The sequence below is a fragment of the Rickettsia endosymbiont of Urophora cardui genome, from assembly GCF_964030725.1.
In the GTDB taxonomy this organism is placed as follows: domain Bacteria; phylum Pseudomonadota; class Alphaproteobacteria; order Rickettsiales; family Rickettsiaceae; genus Rickettsia.
This window is the reverse complement of the sequence record NZ_CAXIPY010000002.1, coordinates 1-19058: the sequence shown is the minus strand read 5'-3', so window position 1 is coordinate 19058 and position 19058 is coordinate 1. Positions and strand designations below refer to the sequence as shown.

The window sequence follows — 19058 nt, the reverse complement described above, 5'->3', positions numbered from 1 at the left end:
CTTGAATGGAAGAAAGCAGTTATATACATAAGAGTCATAATGTCACAGTACTAATATATCATTTAGTAACGCCGGCAAAGTATAGAAGAGTAATATTCAATCAAGCACTAGATGATTATTTGTGTAAAATTTGTGAGCACATAGAAGATCGTTATGAAATTAGATTTTGAGAAATAGGAGTAGATAAAGATCACGTACATTTTTTATTACAGTCAATACCAATGTATAGCCCAACAAAAATAACTCAAATCATAAAAAGTATTACTTCTAAGAAAATGTTTGAGAAATATCCAAATCTTAAAGAAAAATTATGGGGAAGTGAGTTTTGGAGTAAAGGATATTTTATGAGCACAGTAGGTAAACATGGTGATGAGCAGAAATTACGTAATTATGTACAGAATCAAGGTTCAGGCAAACCTTCTTATAAAGCATTTCAACAAAAACAGTTAAAGCTTTTTGGATAGATACCTCGTAGCTCTGCTGCGAGGAGCATCATTTTACTCGCTTGAGTTTGCTTTAAACTATCAACTGTCAAGGGGTAAATCTAAAATAATTATAAATATTTATGTTGAATAAACTCTTATTCTAGTGTCTACTTAAGAAAAAGTTTTATACTTAATTCGCTTCTACCAACCCCATTAGTACTTATAATGAGCACAGCAAAAAAAACTAAATTTCAAATAAATATCAATAATAATTATAACGATTTACTTACACCTTTTGGTAAGGCAATTTTGCGAGATCGATACCTTATGAAAGGCGAAGATTTTCAAGATTTATTTGCTCGTGTTTCTAGTTACTATGCTGAAAATAAAGAGCATGCTCAGAAGCTATATGAGTATATGAGCAAAATGTGGTTTATGCCTGCAACACCGATTTTAAGTAATGGTGGCACTGATAGGGGGTTACCTATCTCTTGTTTCTTAAACGAGACCGATGATAGTTTAGATGATATAGTAAATTTATGGACGGAAAATGTTTGGCTTGCCTCACACGGTGGCGGAATAGGAAGTTATTGGGGAAATGTTAGATCTATTAACGAAGCAATCCATAATAAGGGGCATTCATCAGGTATTATACCTTTTATTAAGGTAATGGATTCTATGACCCTTGCTATTTCTCAAGGATCGATTAGACGAGGCTCATCGGCTGTATATCTACCTATTGATCATCCTGAAATCGAAGAATTTATTGATATAAGACGTCCGACAGGCGGGGATGTTAACCGAAAATCTCTTAATATTCATCACGGTATTGCCATAACTGATAAATTTATGCAAGCCGTTGAAAATAATACCGACTTTGAGCTTATTAGTCCTGCTACCAAAAAAGTTGTAACTAAAGTTAAAGCAAGAGATTTATGGGTTAAGCTGCTCACTACTAGAATAGAAACCGGTGAGCCTTATCTGTTATTTATTGATAGTGTTAATAAGTCAATACCTAAGCATCATAAAAAGTTAGGCTTACATGTTAAGATGTCCAATCTTTGCAGTGAAATTACATTGCCAACCGGTATTGATCATCTAGGTAAATCAAGAACTGCTGTTTGTTGTCTTTCTTCTCTAAATTTAGAATATTATGAAGAATGGAAAGATGATAAAGAATTCATACCAACTATTATGCTATTTCTTGATAATGTTTTAGAAGATTTCATCAATAAAGCACCTGATACTATGGCAAGAGCTAAATACTCAGCTTTTCGTGAGCGAAGCGTTGGACTTGGTGTTATGGGCTTCCACTCATTCTTACAAATGAAAAAAGTACCGATAGAATCGGTTATGGCAAAGGTTTGGAATAAGAAAATATTTGAATATGTATCTAAGAAAGTAGAAGAAGCATCTGTTAAAATTGGTAAAGAGAAAGGTGCTTGTCCTGATGCATTGGATGCAGGAAGCAATGAGCGTTTTAGTAATAAAACAGCAATAGCTCCTACTGCTTCAATTTCAGTGATAGCAGGAAATGCATCACCAGGAATAGAGCCGTTTGCCGCTAATAGTTTCGTACAGAAAACCCTAACTGGTTCTTTTAATGTACGTAATAAGCATTTAGAAAAGTTATTAGAGGAAAAAGGATTTAATAATGATCAAGTTTGGTCTTCAATTAGTACTCACGAAGGATCAGTGCAGCATCTAACATTCTTAACTGAAGAAGAAAAGCAGGTCTTTAAAACTGCCTATGAAATTGATCAAAATTGGTTGATAGAGCTAGCAGCAGATCGTACTCCTTATATTACTCAGGCACAATCTTTAAATGTCTTTTTACCAGGTAATGTTAGCAAAAAATATCTAAATGATATTCATTTTAAAGCTTGGAAAACAGGAGTTAAAAGTTTATATTATTGTAGATCAACATCAATTCAACGAGCTGATAAAGTTTCGCATGATGTATTAAAGGCAGATTTTAAAGATTTAGAAAAACAAAATGACGAACTAGCTGAAGCTAATAAATATGAAGAATGCTTAGCTTGCCAGTAGTATAATAGTACCGGACAGTTTTAAAAAATACCTCATTTTATTTAGGTATAGGTGACCTTATATGTCATTCCCGCGTAGGCGGGAAGGCATTGTTGTGTGGATTGAAAAATGCCTCGGTGTCATACCGTGGCTTGACCACGGTATCCAGAAAAGCAACTTTTAATACTAATAATTTTAGTATTTTAAGCTGGATCCCGCGATCAAGTCGCGGGATGACAGAGGAAACATTGATCCACGCAAGCAAGCCTCACGCGGGAATGACATAAAGTAGAAACTGTTCTATACTATTCAATGATATACTAGGAGAACTTCGTATAGTTACTGTTAATCTCTCAGGGTTTAATTTCCCCGAAGCTCTGCTTCGTGATATACTACTTGAATGGAAGAAAGCAGTTATATACATAAGAGTCATAATGTCACAGTACTAATATATCATTTAGTAACGCCGGCAAAGTATAGAAGAGTAATATTCAATCAAGAACTAGATGATTATTTGTGTAAAATTTGTGAGCACATAGAAGATCGTTATGAAATTAGATTTTTAGAAATAGGAGTAGATAAAGATCACGTACATTTTTTATTACAGTCAATACCAATGTATAGCCCAACAAAAATAACTCAAATCATAAAAAGTATTACTTCTAAGAAAATGTTTGAGAAATATCCAAATCTTAAAGAAAAATTATGGGGAAGTGAGTTTTGGAGTAAGGGATATTTTATGAGCACAGTAGGTAAACATGGTGATGAGCAGAAATTACGTAATTATGTACAGAATCAAGGTTCAGGCAAACCTTCTTATAAAGCATTTCAACAAAAACAGTTAAAGCTTTTTGGATAGATACCTCGTAGCTCTGCTGCGAGGAGCATCATTATAAAAAAATAAATTAAAAAGAAAGCATATGTCATTACTTGATGCAAGTCCGATTTATAAGCCATTTTCATATCCGTGGGCATATGAAGCTTGGCACACTCAACAAAAAATTCATTGGCTACCGGAAGAAGTACCGCTTGCTGATGATGTTAAAGATTGGAAATATAATTTAACGCCAGGTGAGAAGCATTTATTAACGCAAATATTTCGCTTTTTTACACAAGCTGATATTGAAGTAAATAATTGCTATATGAAGCATTATTCAAGAGTATTTAAACCCACTGAAGTAATGATGATGTTATCTGCTTTTTCTAATATGGAAACAGTACATATTGCAGCATACTCACATTTGCTTGATACTGTAGGGATGCCTGAAGTAGAATATTCTGCGTTTCTTAAATACAAAGAAATGAAAGATAAATATGATTATATGCAGCAATTTGGGGTTGCTACTAACGAGGATATAGCAACTACGCTTGCAGTATTTGGAGCTTTTACAGAAGGATTACAGCTATTTGCATCTTTTGCTATTATGCTTAATTTTCCACGTTTTAATAAAATGAAAGGTATGGGGCAGATTATTGCTTGGTCAGTGCGTGATGAAACGCTGCATACTAATTCTATTATTACACTCTTTAAAACTTTCGTTAGAGAAAATCCTGAAGTCTGGACAGAAAATTTACGTAGTCGTATCTATAAAGCTTGTACAACTATTGTACATTTTGAAGATGCGTTTATTGCACTTGCTTTTGAAGTAGGAGGAATTGAAGGGCTAACGGCTGATGAGGTGAGATTGTATATTAGATATATCGCTGACAGACGTTTATTTCAGCTAGGGCTAAAAGATATTTATATGGTAAAAAATAACCCTCTGCCATGGCTTGATGAAATGCTAAACGGTGTTGAGCATACAAACTTCTTTGAAAATAGGGCAACCGAATATTCAAAAGCAGCAACTACCGGCTCATGGGAAGAAGTATTCGCTGATATGGATAGGAAGTAGTATACTCGTTTTATTTGAAAAATTGGCTACGTTGTCTTTTGCTGATAATCCTCACGTACTATATGTACGCTCCGGTTATCAGCTTCAAGACGTCTTGCTCTTTTCCAAATAAAACTTCGTCTACCTTACTCTTCTATTTATTAGATGTATATTGTCATTTTTGCGGTGGCGTTATTGCATGGCTCGGAAAACATCCAGTATGTCATTCCCGCGTAGGCGGGAATCCATCATAAAGCAAGAGAAATTGAGCTTTTAATCTTAAAATCTTGCTATTTTAAAACTTTTAATTACTGGATTCCCGCCTTCGTGGGAATCACATATTATGTTAGACATAAAAAGAAAACAAGACCATATCGAAATTAATCTTACAAAGAATGTTGAATCTGGCTTAAGTAGTGGATTTGAGTCAGTTCAATTTGTGCATAATGCCTTACCGGAAATCAATTATAGTAGTATTGATACAACTACCACTTTCTTAAATAAAATCTTACAAGCACCTATTCTAATTTCTAGCATGACAGGCGGAACACCTAGGGCAAGAGATATTAATTGTAGATTAGCTGCTGCTGCTCAAAAAGCAGGTATCGCTATGGGGCTTGGCTCTATGCGTACATTACTTACAGAACCAGGTACTTTAGATACATTTACAGTGCGGAATAATGCTCCTGATATAGTATTACTTGCTAATATTGGTGCGGTGCAACTCAATTATGGTGTAACACCAAAGCAATGCCAATATTTAGTAGATAGCGTTAAAGCTGATGCCTTAATTTTACATCTGAACGTGTTACAGGAATTAACTCAGCCGGAAGGTGATAAAAATTGGGAAAATCTTTTGCCGAAAATAAAAGAAGTCGTAAATTATCTTTCTGTTCCTTTAATTATCAAGGAAGTAGGGTTTGGCTTATCTAAAAAAACAGCCAAGCAATTTATAGATATAGGAGTTCAGATTCTTGATGTTACAGGAAGTGGTGGAACATCGTGGAGTCAGGTAGAAGCTTACCGTGCTACAAATTCGTTACAAAATCGTATAGCTAATAGTTTTATCAATTGGGGGATGCCAACGCTGGATTCCCTAAAAATGGTGCGGGAAGCTTCAAAGGATATTTTGGTTATTGCAAGTGGCGGCTTAAAGTCGGGTACTGACGGGGCTAAAGCTATTCGCATGGGAGCGGATATTTTTGGTCTTGCCGGTCCATTTTTAAAAGCAGCTGATGTTTCAGAAAATCTAGTATCTGAAGAGATACAGCTAATAATAGAGCAACTTAAAATTACTATGATGTGTACAGGATCGTGTACTCTAGGGGAGCTGAAAAAAGTTGAGTTGAGGTAATTGTCACCAACTATGTCATTCTTAGCAGCGGCGGGAAAATATAATGGACTAATTGGTATGGACCTCCTGATATAGAGAATGAAAAGCAGTTGCTAATCTTCTAGGGTTAATATTTAACATATTAAAACAACAATTAAGGAGGTCCATATGGAGGTTACTACAATTGGTATAGATATTGCAAAAAGAATTTTTCAAATTCATGGTGTAGATAAAAATGGCAAGACAGTATTAAAGAAAAAATTGATGAGAGATCAGGTTTTGACATTTATGGCTAATTTACCACAATGTTTAGTAGGGATGGAAGCTTGTGGTGGTTCTAGTTATTGGGCAAGAGAAATAACTAAATTAGGGCATGAAGTAAAACTAATGGCACCGCAATTTGTCAAACCATATGTTAAAACTAATAAAAATGATCAAGCAGATGCTGAAGCGATATGTGAAGCCGTGACAAGACCTAATATGAGATTTGTTGCAATTAAAACTATAGAGCAACAAGAAATTTTATCAATACATAGGGTAAGAGAGAGATTGGTAAAAAATCGTACAGCACTTGCTAATGAAATTAGGGGGCTACTACATGAGTTTGGTTTTATTGTTCCTCAAGGCATTAATAAGGTTATCACAAAATTAATTGAGATTTTAGATGCAGGGAAATTAAGCCAGTTAAGTTATCAAACATTTAGTGAACTAAAAGAAGAATTCTTAGATAATAACAGAAAAATAAAAGAGATAGAAAAACGATTAACAATGATAGCAAGTAACCTAACTCAATATCAACGATTAAGAGCTATACCTGGTCTTGGTTTAATTACTGCTACTGCTTTAATAGCATCAATAGGTAATGCTACAAGTTTTGAGAATGGCAGGCAATTATCGGCATGGCTAGGATTAGTGCCAAGACAACATTCAAGTGGTGGGAAGGATAAGCTGCTGGGAATTAGCAAGCGAGGTGATGTATACTTACGCACTTTATTAATTCAAGGGGCTAGAGCTGTACTAAATGCCAAGATAAGATTTACATCGGAAGAACAGAAATCTAAAAAAGATTTTAGCCAATTTACGAAATGGATGTTTAATTTATCTGAGCGAAGTAGCCATAATAAAACGACAGTTGCCATAGCTAATAAGTTGGCAAGAGTGGTGTTTGCTGTACTAAGATCAGGAGATGATTATGTAGAGAGTAAAGTTTGTAGCTAAAGAGTGTGTAGCATAGCACTTATAAGTAAAATAAATGGTGATTTATATAATGAATAGGTAAAAGCAAAACAATATGTAAGAGATTCCAACCCGAAATATGCTTGAGATAATTAATATTGATGGTAAATAAGACAAACCTTAGCTTACAAAAAAACTGCGTTTTTCAGTGGCTCTTTTAGAAGCCGATGGACTGATAAGTATATAGTTTGTAAGCCAGCGAATTCCATCAGGGCTGTAGAATAAATTAGGTTGATTTATCAGCTATAAGCCGGATACATGACTGCATTTGTTTGTTTTTATTATTGATGTTATTTTTTTCTTGCATTCTACAGGAGGTCCATACATGAAAAAATTGGACAAAAAAATGAAGGAGTGTGTTTCCGCAATAAGTTAGAATAAATAGCAATAAACTTAAGAGGAAAGATGAAGAAAAATAAAGTAAAAATTTTCAGTGCTTCAGAAAAAACGGGCATAGTATTAGAATTAATAAAAGAGGAGTCGACACTTGGTCAGTAGCTTCAAAATATGCAATAAGTGTTAAAAACGCCAATTTAGGATAAGAGCAGTTGTTCTGGAGCTAAAGCATCAAGTTTTATACGAGATTTAGTGATAGCATAAGAAGTAACACAAGCTAGAATATGCACCAAGAAATTAACAGGAGATCTATGCCTTGTATGCTCTAGGTTCATTCTATTTTTTAGTATATTAAATACTGATTCAATTAATGATCGTTTACGTAACATAGCTTTATCTTCTAATTCTAGTAAATAATTCTTCATATCCTTGCGAATATTAGTTATCATTCTTAAATTTCTAGAATAGAGTTTAAACCATAACTCTTTACAAATATATGCTTTATCACCAAATACCTTACCTGTTATCTTCTGAGTTATAGATTCAAGAACAGATAAATCAGCTCTATTTGCTTTTGTTATTTTAACAGCTATAATCTCTGCTTTATGGTTAATGATTAAATGTAATTTAAATCCCATAAACCAACCATAACTAGTCCGTCCGCCAAAACTCTACAAGCCTTATAGATAATATGGTTTTAAGACAAGAAGTAATACAACAATCCGTAAGAAAATGATAAAATATGGTCATAAACCTTATGGATTTCAGTCAATGCCAATAGACAACATTATCAAATCGCAAGAACAAGGGAAACTGTTTGGTTATAAATTAAAAGAAGAATTAAACCCAAATAATAAGCTATATAAATTAAGAGAATTAATAAATTGGTCTAGGCTCGAAGAGTGGTTATCAAAAAATGTTTGTATTAAGAAATTTGGTAGAAATAGAAAATGTCATAGAGTGATGCTTGGCATAACGATGCTACAAGCAATGTATAATTTTTCAGATTCATTATCAGAGGAAGAGCTAAAAGAGAATATGTCAGGAGTTTCGCACTTAGCAAAGTTGCGAATCAGTTAAAAGCCATCTGATATTGTTTTGAATTGATGTTTTTATAACTTCCCAAGTTTGTTGATATAAAGTAATGTTTTCATTTATCCTCCTTTTATTCATATCAAGCCAGGCAAATACTGCAAGGCAAATATGATTTCTTTGAGCTCGGCCCGTGCGTGCCTGACAGCGTTCAATACCACAAGTTTGTTTTAATTCTCGATGATAAACCTCTATAGACCAACGTGCCTTAACAATTTTCTCTATTTGCTCACGTGTGGGATTGTCCAAGTTCGTTGTTATGTAATCAATGCGACCATTCTTTGCCACAAACTTAAATACCGTAACCCAACCGTATCCACGTAGGTGAATTTTTAGCCCCTCATCGGGTATCTCTAAACTTTCCAAGCTAACATTATGATTAACTTTTCTATTTTTCCTTAGGGTGGTAACCCATAGCCAGCCTAAATTACGTATATGTTTTAAATTCTTCAACCCGCTATACCAAGCATCCATGACTATGGCATCAGGATTGAGACCTCTTTCTTTAGCTAAAGTAAGCATATCACAAAAATGCTCATTCTTTGTTTTACCATCAGTGTCTTTATCATATATTCTATAATCTACGGGAGTAGATTGAGCAATTTTAGTATTGTAATGTAGTAAGTTTACCATTCCTATACCAGGTATAACATCATGTACAGCTCCAGAATATTGATAACGTACAAGCTCAATCTTCTGACTGTATTGCTTTGATAATAAGGTGTCATCCCCCACTAATAAACACGGTGCTTCCCAATCTATATATTTTGACACTTCCTTATAGATTTCGCTAGGACGAAAATCCTTACTCTTTAACCATCGACTTGCACTATCGTGAGATAGATCTACTGGACTCACTTCAGATAATGCCTTGCTAGTATATCTGACACTACTTGCTTGTAAAAATGATTTATATAAGTCCTTGCTACATTTTGTTCTTGTCATTTTTATCTAAAACTATTTTTCTCTAGATTAACATACTTTTTGCTAAGTGCGAAACTCCTGTATGTATTGGCAGTATTTCTGCGGGTGGGAATATATAGAAAAAGACATAGCTATCTCGGAAACTAGTATACGACGGTTTCGTAGTGTATTAGGTGAAGCTGGATATAATGAGATATTATCGGAGTTGATCAGGGTTGGGATAAAAACTAACACAATTAAAAAAAAAGATTTGGAATTAATCATCGCTGATACGACTGTACAAATTAAGAATATCAAACACCCACACGATGTTTATTTAATGCAGGAGTTTCGCACTTAGCAAAGTTGCGAATCAGTTAAAAGCCATCTGATATTGTTTTGAATTGATGTTTTTATAACTTCCCAAGTTTGTTGATATAAAGTAATGTTTTCATTTATCCTCCTTTTATTCATATCAAGCCAGGCAAATACTGCAAGGCAAATATGATTTCTTTGAGCTCGGCCCGTGCGTGCCTGACAGCGTTCAATACCACAAGTTTGTTTTAATTCTCGATGATAAACCTCTATAGACCAACGTGCCTTAACAATTTTCTCTATTTGCTCACGTGTGGGATTGTCCAAGTTCGTTGTTATGTAATCAATGCGACCATTCTTTGCCACAAACTTAAATACCGTAACCCAACCGTATCCACGTAGGTGAATTTTTAGCCCCTCATCGGGTATCTCTAAACTTTCCAAGCTAACATTATGATTAACTTTTCTATTTTTCCTTAGGGTGGTAACCCATAGCCAGCCTAAATTACGTATATGTTTTAAATTCTTCAACCCGCTATACCAAGCATCCATGACTATGGCATCAGGATTGAGACCTCTTTCTTTAGCTAAAGTAAGCATATCACAAAAATGCTCATTCTTTGTTTTACCATCAGTGTCTTTATCATATATTCTATAATCTACGGGAGTAGATTGAGCAATTTTAGTATTGTAATGTAGTAAGTTTACCATTCCTATACCAGGTATAACATCATGTACAGCTCCAGAATATTGATAACGTACAAGCTCAATCTTCTGACTGTATTGCTTTGATAATAAGGTGTCATCCCCCACTAATAAACACGGTGCTTCCCAATCTATATATTTTGACACTTCCTTATAGATTTCGCTAGGACGAAAATCCTTACTCTTTAACCATCGACTTGCACTATCGTGAGATAGATCTACTGGACTCACTTCAGATAATGCCTTGCTAGTATATCTGACACTACTTGCTTGTAAAAATGATTTATATAAGTCCTTGCTACATTTTGTTCTTGTCATTTTTATCTAAAACTATTTTTCTCTAGATTAACATACTTTTTGCTAAGTGCGAAACTCCTGTAATGGATAAAGCTAGGCTTAGCATAGTAAAGCTTTGCAACAGTTTGGGTATACATTTGAATGAAACATACGCTAGAACCTATAAACGCGATATAGTAAAGCTATGGAAATATAAAGAACATAGTAAAGCCAAGAAGCGTTGGAAAATAATGAAGCATTTAAAAATATTACTGGGTCGTTTGATTAGAGTATGTGGTAAATTCCAGTATTAATTAAGCCAGATTTATATTTTCTTCCCATACCTCATTGGGTGTTTTATAACCGAGCACTTTTCTTGGTAAATTATTTAAAAAATCCTCAATTTCTTGTAATTGCTTTATTGTTAATCTCTCAGGGTTTAATTCCCCGAAGCTCTGCTTCGTGATATCATAAGAAACAACTAAAACTTTTTTAGATACCTCGTAGCTCTGCTGCGAGGAGCATCATTTTTTTTATATCTAAAGATTTAGAGTATACTCTGTGCACCATTGAGTTAATCTTCTCTATCAATGGTTTTTGCCATGGAGAATAAGGATTGCAAAAATATACTTTTCGTTCAGATTTTGGCAATAGTTGTTCATGATTGGTAAATTCTTTGCCATTATCTAACGTTATGCTTTTGATTATATGCGACAATTGTTTAAGTTTTTTATTCATGTTACCAATCACATCTTGTGTTCTTTTTGAACGGTTTAACGTGAGAAACACTTTTTGTGTTCTGATATCCACAAGAGCGCCTATATTACGACTTTGATTACCTTTGTTAAAAGTTAAATCACCTTATACATGACCTATTGCTGCTATCTTTCTATTTATCTCTGGTCTTTCAGTAATGGAAACTCGATTTGGTATTGTAATTCTTTTGTTTCTGATTCTTGTACCATGATGCAACCTATTTTTCCTTTTTCTTGCTAAAGATAAATATAATTTTTGCCTTTGTGCTATAGGAGATGTATAAATAAACTGGTATATACTCTCTGTAGAAATATTGACAGTATCTCGTGATAGTTTACGTCTACCTGAAATTATATCTGGTGAAATACCCTGTGTTAACTGCTTTATTATTTCTGCTCGTAAATTATTATCAATATCTAATTTTCTTTTTCTCTTACCTTGCCTTAAACTGCAAGCAAGTGTGTTAGCCCTATCTGGTCTATAATTATGCCTCATTCTCTTGAGTTCATAACATATAGTGCTTTTATCACGGCCAATCTTTGTCCCTATATATCGCGAGCTATAACCACTCTTATTCATTTCGTATATTTTAAATCTTTCATCTATCGTTAAATGAGCCATGATATATCTATATTTAAATGATGCTCCTCGTAGCTCTGCTGCGAGGAGCATCATTTAATTATAGAACTTCCCTTCATTCTCACTTATCCATAAGCCTAAAATATCCTTTCTGCCAGATAAATCTATTCCTAAAGCTACATATACTGATTTATTAATAATAAGTTTATCTTGTCTTACTTTCACTACTAAACAGTCAAAATATACTATAGGGTATACTGATTCAAGAGGTCTACTCTGCCAAATCTTGACCTCATCTATTACTTCATCTGTAATCCTGCTGATTAGGCTCTCACTGATCTCAGCTCCATATAATTCTTGCAATTGTGTTTTAATATCAGACACACTCATACCCTTCGCATATAAGGATATTATCTTTTGGTCTAAGCCATCTATTCTTGTTTGTTTCTTTGAGACTATTATAGGTTCAAATTTACCTTGTCTGTCTCTTGGAACATTTAGCTCTATAGTACCATTCTCACTAATCAGATTCTTACTAAAACTACCATTCCTCGCATTCTCAGTTTCAGCTCTATCATACTTGCTATAACCTAAATGTTCTGACATCTCAGCATGCAGTGCTCGCTCTAAAATACCCTTGGTTAATTCCTTAATTAATCCATTCTGACTTAGTACTGTTTTTAAATCTACTCCACCTTCTATCAGCAAATCTATTGCTTCATTTATTTTTTTATTCTTCTCTATTTGCATTTCTGTTACCTATATTTTTAATTACTTCTAATATAGGCTCAACAAAAATTTACACAATCATTGCAAAAGACTCTACTCATTTTTTTGTCTTGATTTTTCATGTATGGACCTCCTGTAGAATGCAAGAAAAAAATAACATCAATAATAAAAACAAACAAATGCAGTCATGTATCCGGCTTATAGCTGATAAATCAACCTAATTTATTCTGCCCTGATGGAATTCGCTGGCTTACAAACTATATACTTATCAGTCCATCGGCTTCTAAAAGAGCCACTGAAAAACGCAGTTTTTTTGTAAGCTAAGGTTTGTCTTATTTACCATCAATATTAATTATCTCAAGCATATTTCGGGTTGGAATCTCTTACATATTGTTTTGCTTTTACCTATTCATTATATAAATCACCATTTATTTTACTTATAAGTGCTATGCTACACACTCTTTAGCTACAAACTTTACTCTCTACATAATCATCTCCTGATCTTAGTACAGCAAACACCACTCTTGCCAACTTATTAGCTATGGCAACTGTCGTTTTATTATGGCTACTTCGCTCAGATAAATTAAACATCCATTTCGTAAATTGGCTAAAATCTTTTTTAGATTTCTGTTCTTCCGATGTAAATCTTATCTTGGCATTTAGTACAGCTCTAGCCCCTTGAATTAATAAAGTGCGTAAGTATACATCACCTCGCTTGCTAATTCCCAGCAGCTTATCCTTCCCACCACTTGAATGTTGTCTTGGCACTAATCCTAGCCATGCCGATAATTGCCTGCCATTCTCAAAACTTGTAGCATTACCTATTGATGCTATTAAAGCAGTAGCAGTAATTAAACCAAGACCAGGTATAGCTCTTAATCGTTGATATTGAGTTAGGTTACTTGCTATCATTGTTAATCGTTTTTCTATCTCTTTTATTTTTCTGTTATTATCTAAGAATTCTTCTTTTAGTTCACTAAATGTTTGATAACTTAACTGGCTTAATTTCCCTGCATCTAAAATCTCAATTAATTTTGTGATAACCTTATTAATGCCTTGAGGAACAATAAAACCAAACTCATGTAGTAGCCCCCTAATTTCATTAGCAAGTGCTGTACGATTTTTTACCAATCTCTCTCTTACCCTATGTATTGATAAAATTTCTTGTTGCTCTATAGTTTTAATTGCAACAAATCTCATATTAGGTCTTGTCACGGCTTCACATATCGCTTCAGCATCTGCTTGATCATTTTTATTAGTTTTAACATATGGTTTGACAAATTGCGGTGCCATTAGTTTTACTTCATGCCCTAATTTAGTTATTTCTCTTGCCCAATAACTAGAACCACCACAAGCTTCCATCCCTACTAAACATTGTGGTAAATTAGCCATAAATGTCAAAACCTGATCTCTCATCAATTTTTTCTTTAATACTGTCTTGCCATTTTTATCTACACCATGAATTTGAAAAATTCTTTTTGCAATATCTATACCAATTGTAGTAACCTCCATATGGACCTCCTTAATTGTTGTTTTAATATGTTAAATATTAACCCTAGAAGATTAGCAACTGCTTTTCATTCTCTATATCAGGAGGTCCATACCATTAGTCCACTATCAACCTTTTCTGCAAACAGCGTAATTGCTTCCCATTATAATTCCCATGATACTTTTCTGTCAAATATGCTAATATGGTAGTTGCTTGCAACTCCGGTGCTGATTCTAGCATTGATTCTATTTCATCCCAGTGCTTCACAAATGGATCCTTACGTGTCCTATATTTACGTATTGTGCGTAATTCGCTTGGATACTTATTAATACGTAAATACTTACGTGCCGTTTTTACACTCATACCTGCTTTTGCAGCAGAAATTATCTGATTATATTTTTTGATCTTTTGCATTAAAATACCTACTTGGTTATTTGTACATGTCATCAGTAATTCTCGAATAATATTTAAATATTTAAAAATAAATTTTTATTCGATTTTACTGTCCATAGTTACTTCTTTTTTATAGGTAATTTTAATGTTCGTTGAGGGTAATTCTAATATTCGTTAGTCAAAATTCTACCATCAAATTTGATCATAAAATGAGCCATAGCTTCATTCCAATTTGGGGATAGGCATAGACCATTTTTTGGTAATATAATCAATTGTCAGATATAAAACCTTAAATACTGCGTCATCATTTGGAAAGATGCGTTTATTCTTAGTAACTTTTCTCAATTGGCTATTCAGCGATTCTATCGCATTTGTAGTGTAAATAATCTTACGAATCTCCTTTGGATATTGCAAGAAAATTATCAAATTATCCCAATTATTATACCAAGATTTAGCTATATGCGGATATTGCTTACTCCATTTTTGATCAAATGACTCAAGAGCTAATTCTGCTTCTTTTTCAGTAGCAGAAGTATAGATTAGTTTCAAATCCGCTGCTAATTGCTTTCTATCTTTATATGATACATATTTGAGGCTATTCCTGATCTGATGGACAATACAAATTTGATGTTCAGTTTTCGGGTATACTGATGCAATAGCATCAGACATACCAGTTAGATTATCACTACAAGCAATTAAGATATCTTTTACTCCTCTATTTTTCATCTCAGTAAAATTACCAAGCCAAAATTTAGCTCCTTCATTCTCACTTATCCATAAGCCTAAAATATCCTTTCTGCCAGATAAATCTATTCCTAAAGCTACATATACTGATTTATTAATAATAAGTTTATCTTGTCTTACTTTCACTACTAAACAGTCAAAATATACTATAGGGTATACTGATTCAAGCGGTCTACTCTGCCAAATCTTGACCTCATCTATTACTTCATCTGTAATCCTGCTGATTAGGCTCTCACTGATCTCAGCTCCATATAATTCTTGCAATTGTGTTTTAATATCAGACACACTCATACCCTTCGCATATAAGGATATTATCTTTTGGTCTAAGCCATCTATTCTTGTTTGTTTCTTTGAGACTATTATAGGTTCAAATTTACCTTGTCTGTCTCTTGGAACATTTAGCTCTATAGTACCATTCTCACTAATCAGATTCTTACTAAAACTACCATTCCTCGCATTCTCAGTTTCAGCTCTATCATACTTGCTATAACCTAAATGTTCTGACATCTCAGCATGCAGTGCTCGCTCTAAAATACCCTTGGTTAATTCCTTAAAATGATGCTCCTCGCAGCAGAGCTACGAGGTATCTAAAAAAGTTTTAGTTGTTTCTTATGATATCACGAAGCAGAGCTTCGGGGAATTAAACCCTGAGAGATTAATCCATTCTGACTTAGTACTGTTTTTAAATCTACTCCGCCTTTTATCAGCAAATCTATTGCTTCATTTATTTTTTTATTCTTCTCTATTTGCATTTCTGTTACCTAGTCTATCCGCCAAAAACACTTCAAATCCTGATCATTTGTAATGGGATAGAGTTTTGACAACAAATTGCTAAGATTTTCAATAAAAATTAATAAGTTATGTTAATTTTTACTGATACATTTCTGTGTTGGTCTAATTTTGATATGGAGCTATTGTTAACGATTTTTTATCGTTCATCTAGTTTTTGCATGATGATATTTTTGATTTATGTGGAGTTAGACACGATTTGTAAATGATTTGCAATGCATCGTAAATTCAAACCAATAGCAGAGATTATTGGATTGATAATATCTCCTATCATACCTTTCAAGAAGTTTCTACCCATCCGACCATATTGCTTTAAGTGACCTATTATTGGTTCTATGGCACTGCGTCTCTTGATCATAGACTTGTCCTCTTGTAACAACTTCTTCCGCGTTTTTGGGGTATATACCTTACTCTTCTCCTTTACATTGCTACCACTATACCCAAGATCAACAAATGATTTCTTTATCTTGATTCCAGTGACACTCTCTACTGCTTCAAAGCTCTGATGCAATGTATGACCATCATAAGGATTATTATGAAACGATTTTGCGGATAAAACAAAATTTCTACGACCACTTACTACTACCGCTACTTTATTGCCAAACTCATATGGCTTGTTGCGTTTTCCCTTTCCTATACACTCTACTTCAGGGGCATGAAAACTATATAATACTTTGTTATCTTCTTTATATTGCTTTTTAGCTTCTCTTTTTAAAACAGATTGGTTATGTATTTGTTTTATTTTTTGCAATACTTCTTGATTTTTGAGAGACAAGTTTAATTGCTTATTTTTGATCTCACGCTCACATACTCTAATCAAACGACCCAGTAATATTTTTAAATGCTTCATTATTTTCCAACGCTTCTTGGCTTTACTATGTTCTTTATATTTCCATAGCTTTACTATATCGCGTTTATAGGTTCTAGCGTATGTTTCATTCAAATGTATACCCAAACTGTTGCAAAGCTTTACTATGCTAAGCCTAGCTTTATCCATTAAATAAACATCGTGTGGGTGTTTGATATTCTTAATTTGTACAGTCGTATCAGCGATGATTAATTCCAAATCTTTTTTTTTAATTGTGTTAGTTTTTATCCCAACCCTGATCAACTCCGATAATATCTCATTATATCCAGCTTCACCTAATACACTACGAAACCGTCGTATACTAGTTTCCGAGATAGCTATGTCTTTTTCTATATATTCCCACCCGCAGAAATACTGCCAATACATATTCTCTTTTAGCTCTTCCTCTGATAATGAATCTGAAAAATTATACATTGCTTGTAGCATCGTTATGCCAAGCATCACTCTATGACATTTTCTATTTCTACCAAATTTCTTAATACAAACATTTTTTGATAACCACTCTTCGAGCCTAGACCAATTTATTAATTCTCTTAATTTATATAGCTTATTATTTGGGTTTAATTCTTCTTTTAATTTATAACCAAACAGTTTCCCTTGTTCTTGCGATTTGATAATGTTGTCTATTGGCATTGACTGAAATCCATAAGGTTTATGACCATATTTTATCATTTTCTTACGGATTGTTGTATTACTTCTTGTCTTAAAACCATATTATCTATAAGGCTTGTAGAGTTTTGGCGGACGGACTACCTATATTTTTAATTACTTCTAATATAGCTAACACGGAAATGTTTCTACCACAGATTAGGAAAAACTTAGGCATTGATCAATAATTTTACGTAAACAGTTTTTAAAGTTAGTCCAGCAATGTTTAATAGGATTTAGATCTGGTGAATATGTGAGTAAATACAAAAACTATGGTAAAAACCTTTCCGCGTTAGCTATATAGGCTCAACAAAAATTTACACAATCATTGCAAAAGACTCGCGGATTTGAAACTAATCTATACAGGAGTTTCGCACTTAGCAAATAATATGCTAATCTAGAGAAAAATAGTTTTAGATAAAAATGACAAGATCAAAATGTAGCAAAGATTTATATAAATCATTCTTACAAGCAAGTAGTGTAAGATATACTAGCAAAGCATTATCTGAAGTAAGTCCATTAGATCTATCGCACGATAGTGCAAGTCGATGGTTAAAGAGTAAGGATTTTCGCCCTAGCGAAATCTATAGCAAAGTGTCAAAATATATTGATCTGGAAGATCCTTGTTTATTAGTGGGAGATGACACCTTATTGTCAAAGCAATACAGTAAGAGGATCGAGCTTGTAAATTATCAATATTCTGGGGCTGTACATGATGTTATACCTGGTATAGGAATGGTAAACTTACTGCATTACAATACTCAAATTGATCAATCTACTCCTGTAGATTATAGAATATATGATAAAGAAACTGATGGTAAAACAAAGAACGAGCATTTTTGTGATATGCTTACTTTAGCTAAAGAAAGAGGTATCAAGCCTGATGCTATAGTTATGGATGCTTGGTATAGTGGTTTGGATAATTTAAAACATATACGTAATTTAGGTTGGATATGGGTTACCAACCTAAGAAAAAATAGAAAAGTTAATCGTAATGTTAGCTTGGAAACTTTAGAGATTCCCGATGAAGGGCTAAAAATTCACCTACGTGGATACGGTTGGGTTACGGTATTTAAGTTTGTGGCAAAAAATGGTCGCATTGATTACATAACAACTAATTTAGAGAATCCTACACGTGAGCAAATAGAGAAAATTGTTAAGGCGCGTTGGTCTATAGAAGTTTATCATCGAGAATTGAAACAAACTTGTGGTATTGAATGCTGTCAGGCACGCACGGGTCGAGCTCAAAGAAATCATATTTGCCTTGCTGTATTGGCCTGGCTTGATATGAACAAAAGGAGGATAAATGAAAACATTACTTTATATCAACAAACTTGGGAAGTTATAAAAACATCAATTCAGAACAACATTAAATGGCTTCTAACTAATACACAATTTTGCTAAGTGCGAAACTCCTGCTATACTTCTGCTACTGAAAAAGAAGCAGAATTAGCTCTTGAGTCATTTGATCAAAAATGGAGTAAGCAATATCCGTATATAGCTAAATCTTGGTATAATAATTGGGATAATTTGATAATTT

General features: G+C 33.7%; 15 protein-coding genes and 6 pseudogenes. 11 read left to right on the top strand and 10 right to left on the bottom strand.

The window, feature by feature from the left end:
- The first annotated feature begins 5 nt into the window (after positions 1-5).
- The 6 genes and pseudogenes from tnpA (AAHI98_RS01430) (at position 6) to AAHI98_RS01405 (ending at position 6878) form a co-directional block, all read left to right on the top strand.
- A pseudogene (tnpA, locus tag AAHI98_RS01430) lies at positions 6-464 on the top strand (IS200/IS605 family transposase).
- Positions 465-650: 186 nt separating this feature from the next.
- Entirely contained in the window at positions 651-2474 is a 1824-nt protein-coding gene (locus AAHI98_RS01425; protein WP_342224824.1) for a ribonucleoside-diphosphate reductase subunit alpha, read from the top strand.
- 379 nt (positions 2475-2853) lie between these two features.
- A complete protein-coding gene (gene tnpA, locus AAHI98_RS01420) occupies positions 2854-3312 on the top strand; it encodes an IS200/IS605 family transposase (RefSeq protein WP_342224823.1) in 459 nt (152 codons plus the stop codon).
- A gap of 61 nt (positions 3313-3373) precedes the next feature.
- A complete protein-coding gene (locus AAHI98_RS01415) occupies positions 3374-4348 on the top strand; it encodes a ribonucleotide-diphosphate reductase subunit beta (protein WP_011477400.1) in 975 nt (324 codons plus the stop codon).
- A gap of 322 nt (positions 4349-4670) precedes the next feature.
- Positions 4671-5681 (top strand): type 2 isopentenyl-diphosphate Delta-isomerase, encoded by a 1011-nt coding sequence (gene fni / locus AAHI98_RS01410; protein WP_342224822.1) that lies wholly within the window; start codon positions 4671-4673, stop codon positions 5679-5681.
- A gap of 147 nt (positions 5682-5828) precedes the next feature.
- Positions 5829-6878 carry an IS110 family RNA-guided transposase gene (locus AAHI98_RS01405; RefSeq protein ID WP_342224642.1) on the top strand — a complete coding sequence of 350 codons (1050 nt, stop codon included), beginning with the start codon at positions 5829-5831 and terminating at the stop codon, positions 6876-6878.
- Positions 6879-7429: 551 nt separating this feature from the next.
- Here the strand turns inward: AAHI98_RS01405 and AAHI98_RS01400 are convergent.
- Positions 7430-7894, bottom strand: a pseudogene (locus AAHI98_RS01400) (IS982 family transposase); the annotation flags it as partial.
- Positions 7895-7964: 70 nt separating this feature from the next.
- Between AAHI98_RS01400 and AAHI98_RS01395 the strand changes: the two are divergent.
- Complete coding sequence (locus tag AAHI98_RS01395) at positions 7965-8312, top strand: hypothetical protein (RefSeq protein ID WP_342224820.1); 348 nt, start codon at positions 7965-7967, stop codon at positions 8310-8312.
- Here AAHI98_RS01395 and AAHI98_RS01390 read toward each other — a convergent pair.
- A complete protein-coding gene (locus AAHI98_RS01390; RefSeq protein ID WP_342224818.1) occupies positions 8289-9269 on the bottom strand; it encodes an IS701 family transposase in 981 nt (326 codons plus the stop codon). The genes AAHI98_RS01395 and AAHI98_RS01390 overlap by 24 nt on opposite strands.
- Before the next feature lie 46 nt (positions 9270-9315).
- Between AAHI98_RS01390 and AAHI98_RS01385 the strand changes: the two genes are divergently transcribed.
- On the top strand, positions 9316-9588 hold the full coding sequence (locus AAHI98_RS01385) for a hypothetical protein (RefSeq protein WP_342224819.1): 273 nt from the start codon (positions 9316-9318) through the stop codon (positions 9586-9588).
- Here the strand turns inward: AAHI98_RS01385 and AAHI98_RS01380 are convergent.
- Complete coding sequence (locus AAHI98_RS01380; RefSeq protein ID WP_342224818.1) at positions 9585-10565, bottom strand: IS701 family transposase; 981 nt, start codon at positions 10563-10565, stop codon at positions 9585-9587. The genes AAHI98_RS01385 and AAHI98_RS01380 overlap by 4 nt on opposite strands.
- A 62-nt stretch (positions 10566-10627) precedes the next feature.
- Here AAHI98_RS01380 and AAHI98_RS01375 point away from each other — a divergent pair, with 62 nt between their 5' ends.
- Entirely contained in the window at positions 10628-10837 is a 210-nt protein-coding gene (locus tag AAHI98_RS01375; protein ID WP_342224817.1) for a hypothetical protein, read from the top strand.
- Here the strand turns inward: AAHI98_RS01375 and AAHI98_RS18395 are convergent.
- The 7 genes and pseudogenes from AAHI98_RS18395 to AAHI98_RS01335 all read right to left on the bottom strand — a co-directional run bounded on the left by AAHI98_RS18395 (position 10838) and on the right by AAHI98_RS01335 (position 17542).
- Positions 10838-11900, bottom strand: a pseudogene (locus AAHI98_RS18395) (IS30 family transposase). It lies immediately after the preceding gene.
- 60 nt (positions 11901-11960) lie between these two features.
- A pseudogene (locus AAHI98_RS01360) lies at positions 11961-12608 on the bottom strand (IS256 family transposase); the annotation flags it as partial.
- 441 nt (positions 12609-13049) lie between these two features.
- Complete coding sequence (locus AAHI98_RS01355; protein WP_342224642.1) at positions 13050-14099, bottom strand: IS110 family RNA-guided transposase; 1050 nt, start codon at positions 14097-14099, stop codon at positions 13050-13052.
- A 94-nt stretch (positions 14100-14193) separates the two neighbouring features.
- Positions 14194-14523, bottom strand: coding sequence for a hypothetical protein (locus AAHI98_RS01350; RefSeq protein ID WP_342224746.1), 330 nt, complete (start codon positions 14521-14523; stop codon positions 14194-14196).
- Positions 14524-14633: 110 nt separating this feature from the next.
- A pseudogene (locus AAHI98_RS01345) lies at positions 14634-15765 on the bottom strand (IS256 family transposase); the annotation flags it as partial.
- 65 nt (positions 15766-15830) lie between these two features.
- Positions 15831-15965 carry a hypothetical protein gene (locus AAHI98_RS01340; protein WP_342224747.1) on the bottom strand — a complete coding sequence of 45 codons (135 nt, stop codon included), beginning with the start codon at positions 15963-15965 and terminating at the stop codon, positions 15831-15833.
- Positions 15966-16180: 215 nt separating this feature from the next.
- A complete protein-coding gene (locus AAHI98_RS01335) occupies positions 16181-17542 on the bottom strand; it encodes an IS5 family transposase (RefSeq protein WP_342224717.1) in 1362 nt (453 codons plus the stop codon).
- 399 nt (positions 17543-17941) lie between these two features.
- On the opposite strand from AAHI98_RS01335, the gene AAHI98_RS01330 reads away from it, so the two are divergent.
- Complete coding sequence (locus AAHI98_RS01330) at positions 17942-18922, top strand: IS701 family transposase (RefSeq protein ID WP_342224656.1); 981 nt, start codon at positions 17942-17944, stop codon at positions 18920-18922.
- Between the two features lie 15 nt (positions 18923-18937).
- Positions 18938-19058: pseudogene (locus tag AAHI98_RS18390) on the top strand (IS256 family transposase); the annotation flags it as partial.

What these genes read in the sequence shown, in the direction of transcription:
- AAHI98_RS01425 (WP_342224824.1), top strand. Translation starts at nt 651, where the DNA reads ATGAGCACAGCAAAAAAAACTAAATTTCAAATAAATATCAATAATAAT.
- tnpA (WP_342224823.1), top strand. Translation starts at nt 2,854, where the DNA reads ATGGAAGAAAGCAGTTATATACATAAGAGTCATAATGTCACAGTACTA.
- AAHI98_RS01415 (WP_011477400.1), top strand. Translation starts at nt 3,374, where the DNA reads ATGTCATTACTTGATGCAAGTCCGATTTATAAGCCATTTTCATATCCG.
- fni (WP_342224822.1), top strand. Translation starts at nt 4,671, where the DNA reads ATGTTAGACATAAAAAGAAAACAAGACCATATCGAAATTAATCTTACA.
- AAHI98_RS01405 (WP_342224642.1), top strand. Translation starts at nt 5,829, where the DNA reads ATGGAGGTTACTACAATTGGTATAGATATTGCAAAAAGAATTTTTCAA.
- AAHI98_RS01395 (WP_342224820.1), top strand. Translation starts at nt 7,965, where the DNA reads ATGATAAAATATGGTCATAAACCTTATGGATTTCAGTCAATGCCAATA.
- AAHI98_RS01390 (WP_342224818.1), bottom strand. Translation starts at nt 9,269, where the DNA reads ATGACAAGAACAAAATGTAGCAAGGACTTATATAAATCATTTTTACAA.
- AAHI98_RS01380 (WP_342224818.1), bottom strand. Translation starts at nt 10,565, where the DNA reads ATGACAAGAACAAAATGTAGCAAGGACTTATATAAATCATTTTTACAA.
- AAHI98_RS01375 (WP_342224817.1), top strand. Translation starts at nt 10,628, where the DNA reads ATGGATAAAGCTAGGCTTAGCATAGTAAAGCTTTGCAACAGTTTGGGT.
- AAHI98_RS01355 (WP_342224642.1), bottom strand. Translation starts at nt 14,099, where the DNA reads ATGGAGGTTACTACAATTGGTATAGATATTGCAAAAAGAATTTTTCAA.
- AAHI98_RS01350 (WP_342224746.1), bottom strand. Translation starts at nt 14,523, where the DNA reads ATGACATGTACAAATAACCAAGTAGGTATTTTAATGCAAAAGATCAAA.
- AAHI98_RS01340 (WP_342224747.1), bottom strand. Translation starts at nt 15,965, where the DNA reads ATGCAAATAGAGAAGAATAAAAAAATAAATGAAGCAATAGATTTGCTG.
- AAHI98_RS01335 (WP_342224717.1), bottom strand. Translation starts at nt 17,542, where the DNA reads ATGATAAAATATGGTCATAAACCTTATGGATTTCAGTCAATGCCAATA.
- AAHI98_RS01330 (WP_342224656.1), top strand. Translation starts at nt 17,942, where the DNA reads ATGACAAGATCAAAATGTAGCAAAGATTTATATAAATCATTCTTACAA.